The organism is Paenibacillus sp. BAC0078 (assembly GCF_054483875.1).
Window position 1 is genome coordinate 56,745 of the sequence record NZ_JBTLRW010000002.1, and the last position, 19,628, is coordinate 76,372.

A 19,628-nucleotide genomic window follows, 5' to 3' on the forward strand; every position below is an offset into this window, starting at 1 on the left:
AAATCACTTATGACGACGCAAACCATTCTTCCGGTGGATGCAAAGCTGCTCAGTGAGTTGTCTCTGAGTAGCGGTGAGCCGGAATGGCTGAAGATCAGCCGTTTGAAGGCACTGGAGCTGGCCGCAGGGCTTGCACTGCCGAAACTGGAAAAGACGCGGATTGACCGCTGGAATGTAAACAACTATGGAAGCTACAAGGCAGGCCAAGCCATTACGGCTCTTAGCGAAGCACCAGCTTCCATTGCCGGCTTGATTAAGGGCCAGGAAGAGGGCAGCCTGATTATTCAGCGCAACTCGGGTGCTGCCTATGTCCGGCTCGCGCCTGAGCTTGCTGCACAAGGCGTTATTTTTACCGATTTGCAGACTGCCGCTAAAGAGCATGGCGATTTGGTGCAGCGTTATCTGCACACTGCTGTATTGCCTGACGAGCATTCCATTGCTGCGCTGCATGCGGCACTCTGGAACGGCGGAGTATTCCTCTATGTTCCGAAGAATGTTGTTATTGAGACTCCGCTGCAGGCGGTTCTGCTCACCGATGATGCCGAAGCCGCTTTTGTACCGCATATTCTGATTGTAGCCGAAGCAAACAGCTCAGTTACTTATGTCGACAACTATGTGTCGGACAAAACCGAAGCCGGACTGCATAACGGTGCAGTCGAAGTATTCGTGGGTTCGGGAGCCAAAGTCCGTTATGCAACAGTGCACCAGCTTGGCGAGGACACAACAGACGTAACTTACCGGCGTGCCGTTGTTGATAATGATGGAACCATTGAATGGATTGTCGGCGAGATGAACTACGGCGATACTGCCAGCGACACCAAGTCGGTGCTGAAAGGCAACGGAGCAAGCTCCGATGCCAAAGTGATCGCTGTGGGATCAGGCTCGCAGAAGCTCAGCTATACTACACAGGCCCAGCATTTCGGCAAAAGCACGCCAAGTGATATGATCACCCGTGCGGTTATGCGGGATTCGGCGACTTCCATTATTAACGGAATTACGAAGATCGAGAAAGGCGCAACCCGGGCCGACGGCCAGCAGACGGAAAAGGTTCTGATGCTGAGTCCAAAAGCGCGCGGCGACGCCAATCCGATTCTACTTATTGACGAAGATGATGTAACAGCAGGCCATGCCGCTTCCGTAGGACAGGTCAATTTCGAGCAGGTGTACTACCTGATGTCCCGCGGAATTTCACGGCATGATGCAGAAACTCTGATCATATACGGCTTCCTGGCTCCTGTTGTGTCGCAAATTCCACTGGAGGGACTGCGCAATCAGCTCCAATCTCTTGTGGAAAGGAAGTTAGGCCAATGATTAACAGTGCCATCCGGGAGCAATTCCCTATACTGAACCAGAATATCAACGGGCATCCTTTGGTGTATCTGGATAGCGCAGCGACCTCGCAGAAGCCGCGTTCGGTTATTGAGGCAGTCAAATCCTATTATGAATGGGATAACGCTAACGTGCACCGTGGTGTTCATACTCTGGGCAGCCGGGCAACCGACGCTTATGAAGGAGCCCGCGAGAAGCTGGCCAAATTCCTTCATGCCCGCAGCACAAAGGAGATTATTTTCACGCGGGGTACTACGACGGCTTTGAATCTTGTGGCCGCTTCCTACGGCCCGGCCCATGTGGGTGAAGGCGACGAGATCGTAATTACCCAGATGGAGCATCACAGCAACTTCATTCCTTGGCAGCAGCTTGCGAAGAAGACAGGGGCGACCCTGAAATTCATCCCGCTGCAGCAGGATGGAACCATTACGCTTGAGGACGCAGAGCAGACAATTACGGATAAGACCAAGATCGTTGCCATCGCATATGTCTCCAATGTTATGGGTGTTACCCACCCTGTAAAAGAGCTGGCTGCTATCGCTCACCGCCACGGTGCTGTGATCGTCGTTGACGGGGCGCAGAGCACACCGCATATGAAGGTGGATGTTCAGGATCTGGATTGCGACTTCTACGCATTGTCCGGCCACAAGATGCTTGCGCCTACCGGCATTGGCGCCTTGTACGGCAAGAAGGCTTTGCTTGAAGCGATGGAGCCGGTTGAGTTCGGCGGCGAAATGATTGATGATGTCGGTCTGTATGAATCCACCTGGAAAGAGCTTCCCTGGAAATTCGAAGGCGGCACACCGATTATTGCCGGTGCTGTGGGCCTCGGCGCAGCGATTGATTTCCTGCAGGAGATCGGTATGGACGAAATCCACCGCCATGAGATGAAGCTTGCCGCATATGCGGAGGAGCGTCTCTCGGAGGTTGATGGTCTTACGATTTATGGCCCGCGCAGCCGTCAGGTCGGCGTGGTCACCTTCAATCTTGGGGATGTCCACCCGCATGATGTGGCTACTGTGCTGGATGCGGAGGGCATCGCTGTCCGTGCCGGACACCACTGCTGCCAGCCGCTGATGCGCTGGCTGCAGGTCAGCTCAACAGCCCGGGCCAGCTTCTACCTGTACAATTCCGAACAGGATGTAGATGCGCTGGTCCAAGCTTTAATCAAGGCAAAGGAGTATTTCGCCTATGAACTTGGATGACTTGTATAGACGTGTAATTATGGATCATTATAAAAATCCCCGGAATCGCGGTTCATTTACAGATGACGCGCTGAAAATCGAGCTGAACAACCCTACCTGCGGCGACCGCATTACGCTTCAGCTTAAGGTGGAGGACGGTATCGTCAAGGACGCCCGTTACAGCGGCGAAGGCTGTTCGATCAGCATGTCGTCGGCGTCCATGATGACGGAGGCGGTCAAAGGCCAGACCATCCAGCATGCGCTTGAGCTGGCTGACCGTTTCTCCTCCCTGATGAAGGGCGAAACAGTGGATTTTGAAGAATATGAAGATATCGAAGCCCTTTCCGGTGTTAATAAATTTCCGGCGCGGATCAAATGTGCGACACTCGCATGGAACGCGCTGCGCAAAGGCATAGATGTGGAAGAGGAACACCACCAAGAACATTAAAACAAGGAGGCTGACACCATGGCTAAGAAAGCGCCTGATATGGAGGAATACCAGTTCGGATTCCGTGACGAGCACAAGTCGATATTTCAGTCTGGTAAAGGACTTACGGCCGAAATTGTGAAGGAAATTTCCGCAATCAAAAATGAACCGGAATGGATGCTCAATTTCCGCCTGAAATCTCTGGAGCAATTCCGCAAGATGCCTATGCCTACGTGGGGAGGCAACCTGGACGATCTGGATTTCGACGATATCCAATATTATGTCCGCCCTTCCGAGAAGCAGGGCAAGACTTGGGAGGAAGTGCCTTCCGAGATCAAGGAAACCTTCGACAAGCTGGGGATTCCGGAAGCGGAGCAGAAGTTCCTCGCTGGTGTCTCGGCACAGTATGAATCTGAGGTTGTCTATCACAGCATGCAGAAGACGCTGGAGGATCAAGGCGTAATTTTCACCGATACAGATACTGCGCTGCGTGAGCATCCAGAGCTGTTCAAAAAATATTTTGGCACGATTATTCCTCCGGCAGATAACAAGTTTGCTGCGCTCAACAGTGCAGTCTGGTCGGGCGGCAGCTTCATTTATGTGCCCAAGGGCGTGAAGTGCGAGGTGCCTTTGCAGGCTTACTTCCGCATCAACTCCGAGAATATGGGCCAGTTCGAGCGTACGCTGATCCTGGCTGACGAAGACAGCTTCGTGCATTATGTAGAAGGCTGTACGGCTCCAATCTACAGCACGAACTCGCTGCACAGTGCAGTTGTTGAGATTCTGTGCATGAAGAACGCCCGCGTTCGTTATACTACCATTCAGAACTGGGCGCCGAACATCTACAATCTCGTAACCAAACGTGCGGTAGCCGAAGAAAATGCCACTATGGAATGGGTGGACGGCAACATCGGCTCCAAGCTGACAATGAAATATCCTGCCGTTGTGCTTAAGGGACGCGGAGCCAAAGGTTCGGTGCTGTCCATTGCCGTAGCCGGCAAAGACCAGCATCAGGATGCCGGTGCAAAGATGATCCATCTGGCACCGGACACGACATCCACCATCGTCTCCAAGTCGATCAGCAAGCACGGCGGCAAAGTAACTTACCGCGGTCTTGCCTCCTTCGGCCGTCAGGCAGAGGGTGCGAAGTCGAACATCAAATGCGATACGCTCATTTTGGATAATCAATCCACCTCGGATACGATTCCTTACAATGAGATCATGAACGACAACATCGTGCTTGAGCATGAAGCGACTGTCTCCAAGGTCTCCGAAGAACAGCTCTTCTATCTGATGAGCCGTGGTCTCACGGAAGCCGACGCAACGCAAATGATCATTATGGGCTTCATCGAGCCATTCACCAAAGAGCTGCCGATGGAATACGCGGTGGAGATGAACCGCCTCATCAAGTTCGAGATGGAAGGCTCTATCGGTTAACATTTGAAAAACATTGTAGCAACAAGGATTTGGAATTGAGGTAAAGAGACATCGTGCCGATTTTGTGCCGATTCAAATTTACCTCGTAGTGTAGAAGGCGAACTTTTTGAGTTCGTCTTCTTCTATTTTTTGGACCATCTTCGGATTAATAAAGGAAAAGGGGGCAAATAATATGGGAAACCCAAATACGGCTTCTCGATGAAACGCTAACGTTGAGTGATGAGCCATATATACAGTCACCTAAAATATTTAAAGGGGAGTCAGAATTCAATATTCCTTGACAGGAATATACCTGATTGGGTATATTATAATCGGCAGTTCGGATCTGACCCGATAAATTAATCCATATAAGGAGTGTATAAATTAATGATTAATAAAATTGGCCAAGTTATGTTGTATGTGAATAACCAAGAGGAATCCAGAGATTTCTGGACAGAAAAGCTAGGGTTCGAGGTCATTTCGGATGAAACCAATGGTCCGATGAGATTTATCGAGGTTGCTCCTAAAGGTGCAGCAACCAGCATTGTTCTTCATAATAAAGAGTTCGTTGCCAAAATGAATCCTGAAATGAATCTGGGAACACCTTCTTTAATGTACTTTACGGAGAATCTCGATCAGTTATATCGTGATTTGACGAGCAAAAATGTCACAGTTGGAGAAATTGTAGAGCTTCCCTCTGGCAGAGTGTTTAACTTCGCAGATACTGAAAATAATTACTTTGCTGTAATGGAGAAAAAACAATAAATCGGAATACCAACGAATATAGCGGGCTGTTCCATCGGCAGATAATATAATCTGCGGACGGAGCAGTCCGTTTTCTTTTGATAGACAAAAAAAGAATAACTATACAGAAAATACATAAAAAGTGCATCCTCTGCGAACACGAACATACCCAGAATCTTGGAGAATCTTAATTGAGCAGTATTTCTGAGGAAATGGAAGCAATTAAAGCTGCAGCCGTCCTTTTACCGCTGATTAAGCCTGCTTTTTTCGGAAAAAACCGGAAAAATGGTGATTTCTCCCCTTTGCTGCATTAAAACAGGTTTGATAAACTGCATAAAGTCCCTAAAATGGAAGCGCTAAAAAGATATGCTTACGAAGCGAGCTTTACTTCGTAAAGCTAAGTTTATGCTTACGAAGTGAGCTTTACTTCGTAAAGCTTTAAGGAGGAGAGATATGGACGTTCTCAGGCAACTGCGGGGCTTTTATCGGGAGAAGCTGCATTATTTGATTCTTTCGATTGTCTGCTTGGCTGCCGCAACTGCAGTGGGGCTTATAACCCCAAATTTGTTAAGGCGTTTGATTGATGATGTTATTGTTCCCCTGAAGTTTTCTGAGGTGCCCGTACTCGCTCTCAGTGTACTGGCAGTAGTTTTTGTTAAGGCGTGCCTGCAGTTTGCCCATGGTTTTTACGGAGGGAGACTGGGGAATTTCCTCGCCTACCGGCTGCGCAACGCCTGTTATGAGAAGCTGCAATTTCTGTCCTTCCGTTATTATGACACAGCGAAGACAGGTGACCTGATGTCCCGGCTGACCGGGGATCTTGAGGCAATCCGGCTGTTTATCGGCTTCGGATTCGCCCAATTGCTGAATGTATTTTTTATGGTGCTGTTTGGCTCTATTATGATGTTCACGATCAATTGGCAGCTTACGCTGGTCACTTTGATCACTATGCCGTTTCTGGCTGCGGTCGCCTTCCGGTTTGAATCGAAGATTCACCCGGCCTTTCAGGAGATGCGGCTTGCGCTCAGCTCTCTTACAACGGCCGTTCAGGAGAATGTTACCGGTGTGCGGACCGTCAAATCTTTTGCCAGAGAAGGTTTCGAGGTAGAGAAGTTCTCCCACCGGAATGAACGCTATAAGGACAATCAGATTTTTGCCGCTGAATTGTGGAGCAAGTTTTTTCCCGCCATGGAGTTTTTGGCCTCAGTGAGTGTAGCGATATTGCTGGGGGTTGGCGGAACGCTGGTCATCAAGGATTATATGTCGCTTGGTGAGCTTGTAGCCTTTTTCAGCTTAATTTGGTATATTATCGGCCCTGTATGGGGTCTTGGCTTCCATATCAATAACTATACGCAATCCAAGGCTTCGGGAGAACGTGTACTAGAAGTGCTTAATCAGCAGATTGATGTGAAGGATAAGGACAACGCCCGCGAGCTTGTGCCTGCGGAAGTGAAGGGCGAGGTAGCTTTTAACCATGTGACCTTTGCTTACGGAAACAAAATGCCAGCCGTCAAGGATATCCATTTCGAGGCGAAGCCCGGGGCTGTAATCGGATTCCTTGGGGGAACCGGGTCCGGCAAATCAACGGTGATTCAACTGATGATGCGGGCTTATGACGTGAATGAAGGCAGCATTACGCTTGATGGCGTGGACATTCGTGAGTACCAGGTACGCAGCTTACGGTCGCAGATTGCCACAGTGTTCCAGGAAACTTTTCTGTTCTCCTCCTCAATCCGCAATAATATTGCTTATGGTCTTAAGAACGTCAGCATGGAGGAGATTATCCGTGCCGCCGAGCTTGCGAAGGCGCATGATTTCATCATGGAGATGCCTGAAGGCTATGATACGGTAGTCGGTGAACGGGGGATGGGACTGTCCGGCGGGCAAAAGCAGCGGATTGCAATTGCCAGAGCCCTGCTCAAAAATCCGCGTATCCTTATCCTCGATGATGCAACCAGCGCCGTTGATATGGAGACGGAGCATGAGATTCAGGCAGGCTTCCAGGAGGTTATGCGCGGACGGACCACCCTGATTATCGCACACCGGATTTCCTCCTTGCGGCATGCCGATCAGATTATTGTAATGAATGAAGGGAAAATGGTTCAGCAAGGTACGCACCATGAGCTGATTAAGGTTCCCGGTCCTTACCAGGATGTCTACCGGATTCAATACGCCGATTTTTTGGCCAGGGACAACGGAAGAGGGGCGGGTGATCCGGCATGAAGCTCGAAGTAAACCAAGGGAAAAATGCAACAATAAAGCCAGGCGCAGAAGCAGAGGCACAGACCCTGGAAGAACGGTTCGTGTACAAGGACGATGATGTTATCGACAAGGCTTTTGACTGGAAGCAGTTCACGAGGCTGTTCAGTTATATGAAGCCCTATGCCAAGCAGATGCTGCCTTTGGTATCGGCGCTAATGATTCTTGGCACGATTACGAAGCTGACAGTCCCTTACTTGACGAGTATGGCTATTGATAAAGCGATTGCCCCCAAGGACGGTCATCCCAGCCTGTCGCTGCTGTACACATTAACGGTCACTGTAATTGTACTGTATCTGATTCAGTGGATCGCCGGGGTCTACCGGATCAAATATACGAATGTGATTGGACAACGGGTGATTTATGACCTGCGTTCAGACCTGTTCCGGCATATTCAAAAGCTGTCGTTCAACTTTTTTGACAAACGCCCGGCGGGATCTGTACTGGTGCGGGTGACCAATGATATCAACTCCTTGCAGGACCTTTTCACCAACGGGGTTGTCAATCTGATGATCGACAGCGTGCAGCTAATCGGCATTATGGTAATCTTGCTGCTCATTAACTGGAAGCTGGGGCTTGCGGTGATGATTACCGTACCGATTATGTTCTTCGTATCCACCAAGCTGCGCCAGAAGATTCGGATTGCCTGGCAGGATGTGCGGATGAAGAACTCGCGGATCAATTCCCATCTGAACGAATCCATTCAGGGGATCAGAGTGACTCAGGCCTACACCCAGGAACAGGAAAATATGAATTATTTCGATGCCATGAACAAGGATAACCGTAAATCGTGGAACAGGGCTTCGGCAATGAACCAGGCATTTGGTCCGATTATCGAAATTACCGGCGGCTTCGGAACGATGATTCTGTTCTGGTTCGGGGCTTACCTGATTCAGTCGGGGGAGCTTACGGTCGGTTTTCTGGTTGCGTTCAGCACCTATGTCAGCAACTTCTGGGACCCGATCAACCGTCTGGGCCAGATGTACAACCAGCTGCTGGTGGCGATGGCTTCCTCTGAGCGGATATTTGAATACCTGGATGAGCAGCCTACTGTGCAAGACAAGGCGGATGCGGCCTCGCTGCCGAAGATTGAGGGTGACATCAGGTTCGATAAGGTAGTCTTTGAATATGAAAAAGGCCGTGCGGCGCTCAAAGGCATTGACCTCGACGTCAAAGCCGGCCAATCTATCGCGCTTGTCGGGCACACCGGCTCAGGCAAAAGCACGATCATTAACCTGATCAGCCGGTTCTACGATGTTAAGAGCGGCAGCATCACCATTGACGGCAGGGATGTCCGTGATGTTACCCTGCAAAGCCTGCGGGAGCAGATCGGTATCGTGCTCCAGGATACCTTTATTTTCTCGGGAACGATCCGTGATAATATCCGATTCGGGCGGCTGGATGCTACGGATCAGGAAGTCGAGGATGCCGCGAGGGCAGTAGACGCCCATGATTTCATCAGCAAGCTGCCTGGCGGATATGAGACTGAGGTAGAGGAGCGCGGAAGCGCGCTCTCTATGGGGCAGCGTCAACTGCTGTCCTTCGCCCGGGCGCTGCTGGCTAATCCCCGCATCCTGATCCTGGATGAAGCCACCGCAAGCATTGATACGGAGACAGAGGTCAAGATTCAGGAGGCGCTGAAGATTCTGCTTCAGGGCCGGACGTCCTTCATTGTAGCCCATCGGCTGTCTACAATCCGTCATGCGGACAAGATTGTGGTTCTCGACCACGGAGAGATCAAGGAAGAAGGGACCCACGCCGAGCTTACGGCGCATGAGGGGATTTATAACGGCTTGATAGAAGCGCAGTTCCGCTTCTTGTAAGCAGAAACAGCCCTTTCCGGCACATGTGCGGTGAGGGCTGTTTTATTTTTCAGCCTATAGTGCGTATGCGTCAGAGCAGCTAATTGTATTTGCTGCAATTAAAGTGGCGCTTAAAACCATATTTTTGGTGATAATTGTATTTGGTACACTTAAAAATGGCGGACGGCCCCTTTTTTAGTGAAATGAGTATATTTAAATGTACAAAGTACAACTAACACTGGGATAGCGGGGAAATATTACTTTTTAGTTGTATGAAATGCAGTTAACGATCAACAGGGGGGCTCAGCACAAGCTCATTTCCGGCGATAAAGGGGATTGGAAAAAGAGGCGATGGACTTACTTACTCCGTTTGCCCGCTTTTCCGGTCATCCGCACTTCGAACATCTGCGCGCTGATTTCATGCTGCCACTGAGTGTCTTCAGTGTGTGCCGCGAGATGAGCTTCATTGTTCAGCCGCGCCATTTCCCAGCAATACCTCGCATTGGCCTGCAGACAGTGCTGTTGCTCGGTTTCTTCATCTGCCGTAAGCACCCGCTTACGGCTTATCATATACAGCTCCGCCAGCCGCTCGTGAATGGCAAGCATATTTTACCTCCTTAAAATTTTGCGGGTCTTGGCATCCTTGAACAGCATCAAGCAAAATTCGCTTCGAAAGCATCCGCTTAGTTTTGCATGTTACTAGCCTAACCACGGCACAAGCGCTCCAAACCCGGGCGAATTGCAGAACTTAAGAATTTTCCAAAAATAAATAATAAAAAAATATTGAAATCGCTTTTATTTATGCTACAATAGCAGTAATACAGGATTGTGACCGGTAATGCGGGCAATGCCTAAGCTGATACGAGTATCATTTTGTTAAATGATATTGGGATCAACTTAGGCTTTTTTTGTACAAACTATGTGATGGGGGGTGACTACAGATGATTATTGAAAAGGTGCTCAACAACAACGTGCTGTTAACGAAAAACCAGAAGGGCAAGGAAGTTATCGTAATGGGCAGAGGCATTTCCTTCAATAAGGTGGCGGGGGATTATGTTGATCCGGCGAAGGTGGACAAAATTTTTCTGCTGAACGAAAACGAATTTACGGCGCGGCTAACGGAGCTGTTGAATGATATTCCTGTGGCTCATCTGGAATTGGCCAATGAAATCGTAACGTATGCGAACGGGGTTCTGGGCAAGGAGCTTAACGATAATCTGTACCTGACCCTTACGGATCATATTCATTTTGCTGTCCAGCGTTATGAGAAAGGGATCACACTCAAAAATGCGATGCTGTTCGAGATCAAACGTTTCTATAAGAAGGAATTTTCGATTGGGATGGACGCACTGAAGATTATTGAGAAGGCTACCGGGCTTGCGCTTGGCGAGGATGAGGCTGGATTTATCGCCTTGCATTTGGTGAACGCGAGGATGGACGGGAATGAAATGAAGTCCACCATCAAAATGACGGAAATTGTCCAGAATATTCTGAACATTGTTACCTACCATTACAAGGTGGTGCTGGACGAAAGCTCGCTTAACTATTCGCGGTTTCTGACGCATTTGCAGTATTTTTCCATGCGGGTGCTTAAGAAGGAGACGAGTAACAGCGGGGAGGATTTTCTGTACAATCAAGTGAAGCTGACCTACGTCAAAGCGTTTGAATGCGCGAACAAAATCAATGATTACATCGAAAAAACCTATGGACAGAGCTTGAGCAAAGACGAGTATGTCTACCTCACCATTCATATCCATCGTGTGACTGAACGCAACAGCTTGGAGTAGAATTTAGAGCAGAATAAAATGATCATCTGACAGGGTGTTACTGGTAATGCAGGCAAAACCTGAACTGATGGCAAAATGGGCGCGTGCTGACGTTTCCTTTTTGCTGTGAGTTCAGGTTTTTCTTGTTTGCGGTGGATATGAGGATAACTGCTGGCACATCCTAATCCTAACGCAACGTCCACAATTATTACGATCCAAGAAGGAGCAAACCATATGAGCAACAAAGACTTGTCCAAACAGATTATTACGCTCGTTGGCGGTGAATCCAATGTCAATTCTGTGTTTCACTGCGCAACCCGCTTGAGATTCAAGCTTAAGGATTCCGGTAAAGCGGATAAAGCCGCGCTGGAAAAAACTCCGGGAGTTATTACAGTTGTCGAGAGCAGCGGCCAGTTCCAGGTCGTCATCGGCAACAATGTCGGTCAGGTCTACGATCAGATTATGAAGGAAACCTCCTTGCAGGATGCGGACAGAAACGGCAAAGATGACGAATCCGAGAGCACAGGTGTACTGGGCAAAGCGGTTGACATCATCTCCAGTATCTTTTCCCCTATTCTTGGGGCATTGGCCGGAGCAGGGGTTCTCAAAGGGCTGCTGGCATTGATCCTGTCCTTGAAGTGGATCAGCAACACCAGCGGTACCTACCTGATTCTGAATGCGGCGTCCGATAGTGTGTTTTACTTCCTTCCTGTGTTTCTGGCGATTACGGCGGCACGCAAGTTCAAGGCTAATCAATTTGTATCGGTTGCCATCGCTGGAGCGCTGATTTACCCGGCGGTGATCGCTGCGGTCGGCGCTCCAGACAAGCTGGGCTTTTTGGGAATACCGATTGTGCTGATCAACTATTCCTCCAGCGTCATTCCGATCATTTTGGCGGTGTGGGTGCAGTCTTATATTGAAAAATGGTTCCGTTCCATCATCCATGAATCGGTCCGTAATATCCTGGTACCGATGTTCGCATTACTGATTGTTATTCCGCTTACCTTCCTGGCTTTTGGCCCTGTGGGCTCGCTGATCAGTGAAGGACTCGCTTCCGGTTACACCTGGCTGTACAATCTCAGTCCGCTCGTTGCAGGCGCTATCGCCGGCGCATTCTGGCAGGTGTTCGTTATCTTTGGCGTACACTGGGGTTTTGTTCCGATTATGCTCAGCAATATTGCAACACTCGGCTATGACACCATGCTGCCGATTCTGGCCGCCGCTGTTCTCTCGCAAGCTGGTGCGGTATTCGGCGTGTTCCTAAAGTCAAAGAACTCCCAGCTAAAAGCATTAGCCGGTTCTTCTACACTGTCCGCTGTATTCGGGATCACGGAACCAACCATTTACGGTGTAACGCTGAAGTTCAAGAAGCCGTTCATCTACGCTTGTATTTCCGGGGCGGTTGGCGGTGCAATTATCGCTACTGGAGGCTCCAGAGCTATTGCCTTCGCGTTGCCGGGGCTGCTTGCTCTGCCGACCTATTTCGGTACCGGGTTCGCTTGGACGGCTATCGGAATCGTGGTGGCTTTTGTATTAGCGATGATCCTGGTGTTTGTGCTTGGATTTGACGACCCGGAAGAAGAGGCTGCACAGAAGCCGTCCGAACCGGTTGTGAAGCAGGAAGGCACACGGATTGACAAAGAATTGATTGTTAGCCCGTTATCCGGGAAGCTGCTGCCGCTGGACAGCACACCGGATGAAGCTTTTGCCTCGGGGGCGATGGGAAAAGGGATCGTGATTGAACCGTCTTCCGGTGTGCTGACCTCTCCGGTAAATGGAGTAGTGACAACCGTATTTCCGACAGGGCATGCCATTGGCATCACTTCCGAGGGTGGAGCGGAGCTGCTGATACATGTGGGCGTCAACACGGTGAAGCTGAAGGGCCAGCATTTTAATAAAAAAGTAAAAGAAGGAGAACGAGTGGAGCAGGGACAGCTTCTGCTGGAGTTTGATGTGGAGGCGATCCGCGCGGCCGGGTTCGTCACAGCAACACCGGTTATTGTCACCAACTCCGCCGGCTATCTGGATGTGCTCATGAACACGGGTACGGAAGTCAAGAACGGCGAGACTTTATTTACATTAATCAATTAGACATTACTTGCTGTATCAGCAGAACCCGAGGAGAGGAGTATCATTATGACCACAGTACAAAAAGGATTTCCAGATAACTTCCTATGGGGCGGAGCCACGGCTGCGAACCAATTGGAAGGCGCATTCGATGCCGATGGCAAAGGCTTGTCCAGTGCGGATATGGTAGCTTATGTACCCAAGGCGCAGCGGAGCAATGACCATGCCATTGAAATTACTTCAGAGCGGATCGAGCAAATTCTGTCCGGAGAGTTCACCGCCCGGTTTCCGAAACGCGAAGGGGTGGATTTCTATCACCGCTATAAGGAGGATATCGCCTTATTTGCCGAGATGGGCTTCAAGGTCTTCCGCCTGTCGATCAACTGGGCGCGTATCTTCCCGAACGGTGATGATGCGGAGCCGAATGAAGCGGGCTTGCAGTTCTATGACAATGTATTTGATGAGCTGCATAAATACGGCATCGAGCCGCTGGTTACCCTGGCCCACTACGAGACACCGCTCGGTCTGACGCAGAAATACAACGGCTGGGCCAGCCGCGAAGTGATCTCATGTTTTACCCGCTATGCCGAGACGGTGTTCCGTCGCTACAAAGATAAAGTGAAGTACTGGATTACCTTTAATGAAATCAATATGATGACACTCAGTCCTTTCACTGGGGGCGGCGTGGTCATTGACCGTGTGGAGAACAAGCTGCAGACGATCTATCAGGCGCTTCATCATCAATTCGTAGCAAGCGCGCTTGCAACCAAGCTGGTGCATGAGATTATCCCGGGATCGCAAATGGGCTGTATGCTGGCCCGGATGGAGAGCTATGCCAATACCTGCAACCCTGAGGATGTTCGGCTGGGCCAGCATGAGAACCAGATGAATCTCTTTTTCACGGATGTGCATTCACGCGGAGAATATCCTAAGTACATGGACCGCTTTTTCGCCGAAAACAATGTCGTTCTCCACAAAGAGCCGGGTGACGATGAGATTCTGAAGCTGCACACTGTTGATTATGTGGCATTCAGCTACTATATGACGCTTACCGTATCGAATAGCCCTGAAGGAGAGCGTGCGCAAGGCAACCTGTTCGGCGGCGTGAAGAACCCGTATCTGAAGGCTTCGGAATGGGGCTGGCAGATTGATCCGATCGGGCTGCGGATTATGCTGAATACGATGTATGACCGCTATCAGAAGCCTTTGTTCATCGTGGAAAATGGCCTCGGCGCTTATGACAAGGTGGAAGCCGACGGCTCGATCCATGACAGCTACCGGATTGACTATCTCAGACAGCATATCGCCCAGATGAAGGAAGCGGTTCTGGACGGTGTAGAGCTGATCGGCTACACAAGCTGGGGACCGATTGACCTGGTGAGCATGTCTACCTCCGAGATGTCGAAGCGTTACGGATTCATCTATGTGGACCTGGACGACGACGGCAACGGAACGCTGAACCGTTCGAAGAAGGATTCTTTCCACTGGTACAAAAAAGTCATCGCCAGCAACGGCGAGGAGCTGTGAGACTAGTCTGTAGTTTTGGGCTGCTGTGCTCAGACTTAGACGTGGCAGGCCCTTGCAATTGCAGCTATGTAGGCTGAACTTGAAATTAGCATCGTTCATGTCAGCCTACTCACAGGGCGTTGTTGAATGGTTGCACTTTCTACAGCAGAAATGCTTATTCTTCTGCGGTAAGTTGCAATCTGCTGTATTTCATGCAGTAGATTTCTGTATTTTTTGATCAAAAGCACGTTTCCGCTGAATTCTGCTGCACAGAGTGCAATAGGTTGCGTTTTCCTGCGGATTTAGGCGGCATCTGATGTACGAAGTGCAATTGAATGCGTCTGGACCTGTAGGTGGCACAGCAACGTTGCACGAAAAGAACAGGAGGTTCCCAAGCCGTCTCCGGCGAGGGAACCTCCTGTTTGGCGTGCTGTCTTCATGGTTAGTGTTGCTGTTGGCGATTTGATCACTTGCTTTGGTAATTCGCCCTTAAGCAGGCGGTCCCGCAAACGCTCAGCCCCGTGGAGGAACTCCCGGGGCCAACTGCGCAGTAAAGCTTTGAAGCTCCCGCCCTTTGCGAAGCAAAGCAGGGAGCTTCAAGGCGGGCCAGCACGCCCAGCCTTTCTTCCGTCCGCCACAGTTGCAGATTTCCGCCAAGCTTCCAGGTGTCCAGAGGGTGGAACCCTTGGGGCCCTCCCTTGGCTAAGGGAGGGTTTGGGAGGGATCGAAAATCACTCCATATAAATCTCCAAAATCGTAACTTTACGCTCTTTGGCGAGGTCAAGGAATTTGCCTCCGGTCTGCACAAGCGGACGGAAGACGTCAAGCGGATTGTTCATGATAATGACGCCCATGTCTCCAGTGCTCAGCAGCACATGCTTACCGATAAAGCCCGGCATCAAGTGCTGGATGAAGGCTTGCACCGGCTTACCGTTCAGCTTGCCGAAGCTGAGGGTATTGATCTCGTGCAGCACAGAGATCAGCTCCTGCTTTGACTGATAGATCCGGTGGGAGGTCATTGCGCTGTAAATGTCCGCTACAGCAGCAATCTGGGCATACGGGTGAATATCATCTTTGGTAAGGTGATGGGGATACCCGGAACCATCTTCACGTTCATGATGCTGAAGCGCGACCAGGGCGGTATAGGGGTCATCCATAGAGTTGCGGATAATTTCATAGCCGTAGATCGTATGTAGTTTGACTTCCTCGAATTCCGCCGGAGTCAGCTTGCCCGGCTTGCTCAGAATGTCAGGAGAAATCCGGCATTTGCCGATATCTATTAAATATCCGGCCCGGCCGATCTCGTAGCATTCCTTCTTGGAATATCCAAGCCATGATGCTATGTAGTAAGAGAGCATGCCCACTTGCAGGGAATGGTTATAGGTGTAATTGTCTTCCCTATCAAGCAGCAGAAGTAACGAAACCACATCCTTGTGTTTGTCGAAGGATTGAAGCGAAGGCTGGAGAATATCATCCACAACCGACTGGTTGAAGCTTCCTTTGGTTAACGCTTCCATATATACCGATTCAAAGCCTTCGATCATGGTATCGAAACTGCCGGAAGCTTCCCGGATGATGGAAGATCTGCTGGATAGAGCAGGCTCCTCCTGGACAGCTTCGATATCAACATAATCCACTCCATGCTGCATGAGCTTGGCAATCTCTTCGTATTGGAGCAGTGATCCTTTGGGTAATACATGCAGCCCTGTGGAGCTAAAGGTATCCATTCGCAGATAATTACCCGGTTTAAGATCTGAAACGTGTACTCTCAATGAATATGCCACCTTATCTTAACGATTTTTTCCAGCATAGCAACAAAATCGGAAATATTCAATGATTAAAAATGTTAAGCGGCATGTTCTAAGAAAGGCGGAATTCTTTCGCTTTGGGATCAGCGCCAAGCCACTGCTCACCGGACTCGCTGATGTCCTTTTTCCATACGGGTACTGAGGCTTTCAGCTTCTCGATGGCATATCGGCTGGCCTCATAGCAGATGTCGCGGTGCGCGGCGGATACGGCTATTATGACGCTTGCTTCCTTCAAGCCTACAAGCCCGGTACGGTGGGCAATCGCACAGCGGGCATTCCACCGCTCTTTGGCCTCTCTGCCGATCTCCTGCAGCTTGGCTAGCGCCATTGGGACGTAAGCTTCATAATGCAGCGCTGTCGTGCGCTGGGTGCCGGTCATCTCTCTTGTCGTGCCCACGAAGAGGAGTGTCGCCCCGTGATTGGCATCCAGCACTTTATCCAGAAGGGATTCTCCGTTCAAGGGCTGATCCGTAATACAGAACAGTCCGTCCGGAGTTTCTTCACTTACAGGTTCTCCACCGGATACGGGAGGAATAAGCGCAACCTCGGCAGCTTCGGAGATGACGGAGTCATCCGGCGCATACTCATGGTCGATAGCTACTAATGATACATTAATCTGCGGCGCCGCGTCCGGGTAGGATTCGCAGAGCAGTTCCTTCAATCTTCCGGCAGTCAGCGGGTTCTCAGGGGAGTGAAAAGCCAGCGAGGAGGAGCCGAAAGCATCGGCCAGACCGGCGAACAGACGGATTGTTACATGCATGCTTGATTCACCTCGGAATATGCTTAGTTAATAGACTCAATAATGATTCCAATATACCATATTGGGCCTGAAAATGTTATGCTAGGCACTGTAAGATTACAAGCCTGCCGCTCATAGAAACGGATTTTCAGGTGGGAGGGGACTAGCTCATGGAGCCTGCTGCACAAAAAATCACCATACTTCATACCAATGATATACACAGCCACTTTGAAATGATGAGTCCCATTGCCGCAGAAATGGCCAAGCTGAAGACCGCAGCCGGAGCAGGGCCTGTGCTGCTGATGGATATAGGCGATCATATGGACCGGGCCGCCGTGGAGACCGAAGGCACGATGGGACAGGCAAATATTGATATGATCAACCTGACCGGATATGATGCCGTCACCATCGGCAATAATGAAGGGCTGACCTTCTCCCATGAGATTCTATCGGCACTATATTCGGGCATTCAGTGCCCGGTAGTATGCTGCAACATCCTGGAGAGCTCCACGGGAGAACCTCCCGTCTGGATGAAACGCCACGCTATACTCGACAGGGACGGCATCAGGATTGGCGTTACGGGAGCTACAGCGGCGTTTACTGCCTTTTACGCGTTGCTCGGCTGGGAGACGCTGGACCCGGAAGCTGCGCTTCGTGAGCAATGCGAGCTTCTGGCTCCGCAGGTGGATCTGCTGATTGTGCTTTCCCATCTAGGGCTTCCGGCGGATCGGCAGCTCGCAGAGCGGCTGGAGGGGGTACACGCCATTCTGGGCGGACATACGCATCATATGCTGGAGACGCCGGAGATGATTAACGGAACTGCTGTTTGCGGCGCGGGCAAATTCGGGCGTTATGTCGGAGTCCTGAGATTTGAGCGGGCCGGTGCAGGCGAAGCCTTCAGGCTGGCTGAAGGTGAGTGCCTCGCAGTTGATCCCGGGCTTAGCGAACAGATTATTGCACCTGCAGCAGCGCTGCATTTGGTTCATGGGCGTGAAGTTCTTCAAGAGACCGTTGCAATGACGGGCCGTGAGCTTGCGCTTGATACGGCTGGGGAGTCCCCCTTTGGCAATCTGCTGGCCCAGGCCGTCCGGCAGTTCACAGGCACAAGGCTGTCGCTGGTCAACAGCGGGCAACTGCTTGGACCTCTGCCGGAAGGCAACATTACTTCAGGCATGCTTCATGCACTGTGTCCGTCGCCGGTCAACGCTTGCATTCTCAATCTGAGGGGCAAGGATATCCGCACGGCACTCATGCAGAGCCTGACTGAAGAATTCTACGACAAGGCTATATTCTGCTATGGATTCCGGGGGAAGCTGCTCGGCAGCCTTGCTGTGGATGGATTAAAAATCCTGTACGATCCAGGGGCCATGCCGTATGATAACGATATTGCCATTTTTGTGGGTGGGGAACCGCTGGATGATAATGCTGTTTATCAAGTCGGGACGTTGGACATGTTCACTTTTCGGGCTGGGTATGAGAGTATTGCTAATGGAAGTGAAGCTGTTTTTTTGCTGCCTAACTTTCTGCGGGATCTGCTGCGGATGGAGCTGCAGCGGCCGGGGAGTCTTGATGAATGTATGGCTGTCCGCTGGGAGAGCAGGGTTACCTAATGGTTTTGGTCACACTTTATATGCAATGCAGAGCAATAGCTGCACCAGGTTTCATTTTCTCAAGATCAGGAGGATAAAATGGATACAATTACAGCAATTATACTAGCAATCGTAGAAGGCATAACTGAATTTATCCCGGTATCATCCACGGGACACATGATTTTAACGACCAAGCTTTTGGGATTTGATGAGCAGTCGCCGATCATGAAGACCTATGAAATTGTCATCCAGCTCGGGGCAATCCTCGCTATTGCTCTGGTGTACCGCCAGCGGGTGCTTAATTTGCTGGGTATCGGCCGCAGCCGCACCGCTAGAGGCGGTGTAATGCCTGCCAATAGACTGAATCTGATCCATGTGATTCTCGGGATTGTGCCGGCGCTTGCGGTAGCTTTTTTCGCCCGTGATTTCATTAAGAGTCTCTTCGGAGCGACTACCGTACTCTGGGCGCTTGTCGCCGGCGGGATTCTGATGATCATTGCGGAGTGGGTGAACAAACGCAAAATTCGTATCACTGCGCATGAGCTTGATGATTTATCTTACGGGCAGGCGCTTGCCATCGGCATCTATCAGATCATTTCCGTGCTGTGGCCAGGGTTCTCCCGTTCCGGCTCCACGATTTCAGGGGGGATGCTGAGCGGGGTCAGCTATAAGGCTTCGGCGGACTTTTCGTTCCTGATTGCGATTCCGATCATGTGTGCGGCTTCAGGGTATGAGCTGCTTGATTCCTTTCAATATTTTACAAAAGATACGATTTGGGATTTCGCCATTGGCTTCGTGATTTCGTTTGTTGTCGCCTATCTTGTCGTGGTGGCGTTCATGAAGCTGATCCAAAAGATCAGACCGACCCATTTCGCGATTTACCGTTTTATCCTGGCCGCTGTGTTCTGGCTGTTCATTATGCGTTAATAATATCTTCCCCTTAGCTCTTGACTGAACGCTCATGGTAACGGTATATACACAGAGTAACACCC

At 50.4% G+C, this 19,628-nt stretch carries 15 protein-coding genes; 12 read left to right on the forward strand and 3 right to left on the reverse strand.

Features of this window, described 5'->3' with window-relative positions; translation table 11 throughout:
- Positions 1–9 precede the first annotated feature (9 nt).
- From sufD to ACX1DY_RS03775, 7 genes are all read left to right on the forward strand, one after another.
- The gene (sufD, locus tag ACX1DY_RS03745; protein WP_458962868.1) at positions 10–1,311 is read left to right on the forward strand and encodes a Fe-S cluster assembly protein SufD; all 1,302 of its coding nucleotides are present in this window, start codon (positions 10–12) and stop codon (positions 1,309–1,311) included.
- On the forward strand, positions 1,308–2,534 hold the full coding sequence (locus ACX1DY_RS03750) for a cysteine desulfurase (protein WP_458962869.1): 1,227 nt from the start codon (positions 1,308–1,310) through the stop codon (positions 2,532–2,534). Before sufD ends, ACX1DY_RS03750 begins: the two co-directional genes overlap by 4 nt.
- Positions 2,521–2,961, forward strand: coding sequence for a Fe-S cluster assembly sulfur transfer protein SufU (gene sufU, locus ACX1DY_RS03755; protein WP_458962870.1), 441 nt, complete (start codon positions 2,521–2,523; stop codon positions 2,959–2,961). Before ACX1DY_RS03750 ends, sufU begins: the two co-directional genes overlap by 14 nt.
- An 18-nt stretch (positions 2,962–2,979) precedes the next feature.
- On the forward strand, positions 2,980–4,377 hold the full coding sequence (gene sufB / locus ACX1DY_RS03760) for a Fe-S cluster assembly protein SufB (RefSeq protein WP_458962871.1): 1,398 nt from the start codon (positions 2,980–2,982) through the stop codon (positions 4,375–4,377).
- Positions 4,378–4,743: 366 nt separating this feature from the next.
- The gene (locus ACX1DY_RS03765) at positions 4,744–5,121 is read left to right on the forward strand and encodes a VOC family protein (protein WP_458962872.1); all 378 of its coding nucleotides are present in this window, start codon (positions 4,744–4,746) and stop codon (positions 5,119–5,121) included.
- 432 nt (positions 5,122–5,553) lie between these two features.
- Complete coding sequence (locus ACX1DY_RS03770) at positions 5,554–7,323, forward strand: ABC transporter ATP-binding protein (RefSeq protein ID WP_458962873.1); 1,770 nt, start codon at positions 5,554–5,556, stop codon at positions 7,321–7,323.
- Complete coding sequence (locus ACX1DY_RS03775; protein WP_458962874.1) at positions 7,320–9,182, forward strand: ABC transporter ATP-binding protein; 1,863 nt, start codon at positions 7,320–7,322, stop codon at positions 9,180–9,182. Before ACX1DY_RS03770 ends, ACX1DY_RS03775 begins: the two co-directional genes overlap by 4 nt.
- 336 nt (positions 9,183–9,518) lie before the next feature.
- Here the strand turns inward: ACX1DY_RS03775 and ACX1DY_RS03780 are convergent, their stop codons facing one another.
- Positions 9,519–9,767 (reverse strand): DUF7667 family protein, encoded by a 249-nt coding sequence (locus ACX1DY_RS03780; protein WP_458962875.1) that lies wholly within the window; start codon positions 9,765–9,767, stop codon positions 9,519–9,521.
- A 335-nt stretch (positions 9,768–10,102) separates the two neighbouring features.
- Here ACX1DY_RS03780 and licT point away from each other — a divergent pair, with 335 nt between their 5' ends.
- From licT to ACX1DY_RS03795, 3 genes are all read left to right on the forward strand, one after another.
- On the forward strand, positions 10,103–10,948 hold the full coding sequence (licT, locus tag ACX1DY_RS03785) for a BglG family transcription antiterminator LicT (protein ID WP_458962876.1): 846 nt from the start codon (positions 10,103–10,105) through the stop codon (positions 10,946–10,948).
- Between the two features lie 213 nt (positions 10,949–11,161).
- On the forward strand, positions 11,162–13,018 hold the full coding sequence (locus ACX1DY_RS03790) for a beta-glucoside-specific PTS transporter subunit IIABC (protein ID WP_458962877.1): 1,857 nt from the start codon (positions 11,162–11,164) through the stop codon (positions 13,016–13,018).
- A gap of 45 nt (positions 13,019–13,063) precedes the next feature.
- On the forward strand, positions 13,064–14,521 hold the full coding sequence (locus ACX1DY_RS03795) for a glycoside hydrolase family 1 protein (RefSeq protein ID WP_458962878.1): 1,458 nt from the start codon (positions 13,064–13,066) through the stop codon (positions 14,519–14,521).
- A 710-nt stretch (positions 14,522–15,231) separates the two neighbouring features.
- Here the strand turns inward: ACX1DY_RS03795 and ACX1DY_RS03800 are convergent.
- Positions 15,232–16,272 carry an HD-GYP domain-containing protein gene (locus ACX1DY_RS03800; RefSeq protein ID WP_458962879.1) on the reverse strand — a complete coding sequence of 347 codons (1,041 nt, stop codon included), beginning with the start codon at positions 16,270–16,272 and terminating at the stop codon, positions 15,232–15,234.
- Positions 16,273–16,360: 88 nt separating this feature from the next.
- Positions 16,361–17,068 (reverse strand): molybdenum cofactor biosynthesis protein, encoded by a 708-nt coding sequence (locus ACX1DY_RS03805; RefSeq protein WP_458962880.1) that lies wholly within the window; start codon positions 17,066–17,068, stop codon positions 16,361–16,363.
- 149 nt (positions 17,069–17,217) lie between these two features.
- On the opposite strand from ACX1DY_RS03805, the gene ACX1DY_RS03810 reads away from it, so the two are divergent.
- Both ACX1DY_RS03810 and ACX1DY_RS03815 read left to right on the forward strand, forming a co-directional pair.
- Positions 17,218–18,657 carry a bifunctional metallophosphatase/5'-nucleotidase gene (locus tag ACX1DY_RS03810; protein ID WP_458962881.1) on the forward strand — a complete coding sequence of 480 codons (1,440 nt, stop codon included), beginning with the start codon at positions 17,218–17,220 and terminating at the stop codon, positions 18,655–18,657.
- 78 nt (positions 18,658–18,735) lie between these two features.
- On the forward strand, positions 18,736–19,563 hold the full coding sequence (locus ACX1DY_RS03815) for an undecaprenyl-diphosphate phosphatase (RefSeq protein ID WP_458962882.1): 828 nt from the start codon (positions 18,736–18,738) through the stop codon (positions 19,561–19,563).
- Positions 19,564–19,628 lie beyond the last annotated feature (65 nt).

Coding starts and splice junctions, on each gene's coding strand:
- ACX1DY_RS03805 (WP_458962880.1), bottom strand. CDS start 17,068: ATGCATGTAACAATCCGTCTGTTCGCCGGTCTGGCCGATGCTTTCGGC.
- ACX1DY_RS03765 (WP_458962872.1), top strand. CDS start 4,744: ATGATTAATAAAATTGGCCAAGTTATGTTGTATGTGAATAACCAAGAG.
- sufB (WP_458962871.1), top strand. CDS start 2,980: ATGGCTAAGAAAGCGCCTGATATGGAGGAATACCAGTTCGGATTCCGT.
- licT (WP_458962876.1), top strand. CDS start 10,103: ATGATTATTGAAAAGGTGCTCAACAACAACGTGCTGTTAACGAAAAAC.
- ACX1DY_RS03780 (WP_458962875.1), bottom strand. CDS start 9,767: ATGCTTGCCATTCACGAGCGGCTGGCGGAGCTGTATATGATAAGCCGT.
- ACX1DY_RS03815 (WP_458962882.1), top strand. CDS start 18,736: ATGGATACAATTACAGCAATTATACTAGCAATCGTAGAAGGCATAACT.
- sufD (WP_458962868.1), top strand. CDS start 10: ATGACGACGCAAACCATTCTTCCGGTGGATGCAAAGCTGCTCAGTGAG.
- ACX1DY_RS03810 (WP_458962881.1), top strand. CDS start 17,218: ATGGAGCCTGCTGCACAAAAAATCACCATACTTCATACCAATGATATA.
- ACX1DY_RS03795 (WP_458962878.1), top strand. CDS start 13,064: ATGACCACAGTACAAAAAGGATTTCCAGATAACTTCCTATGGGGCGGA.
- ACX1DY_RS03790 (WP_458962877.1), top strand. CDS start 11,162: ATGAGCAACAAAGACTTGTCCAAACAGATTATTACGCTCGTTGGCGGT.
- sufU (WP_458962870.1), top strand. CDS start 2,521: ATGAACTTGGATGACTTGTATAGACGTGTAATTATGGATCATTATAAA.
- ACX1DY_RS03750 (WP_458962869.1), top strand. CDS start 1,308: ATGATTAACAGTGCCATCCGGGAGCAATTCCCTATACTGAACCAGAAT.
- ACX1DY_RS03770 (WP_458962873.1), top strand. CDS start 5,554: ATGGACGTTCTCAGGCAACTGCGGGGCTTTTATCGGGAGAAGCTGCAT.
- ACX1DY_RS03775 (WP_458962874.1), top strand. CDS start 7,320: ATGAAGCTCGAAGTAAACCAAGGGAAAAATGCAACAATAAAGCCAGGC.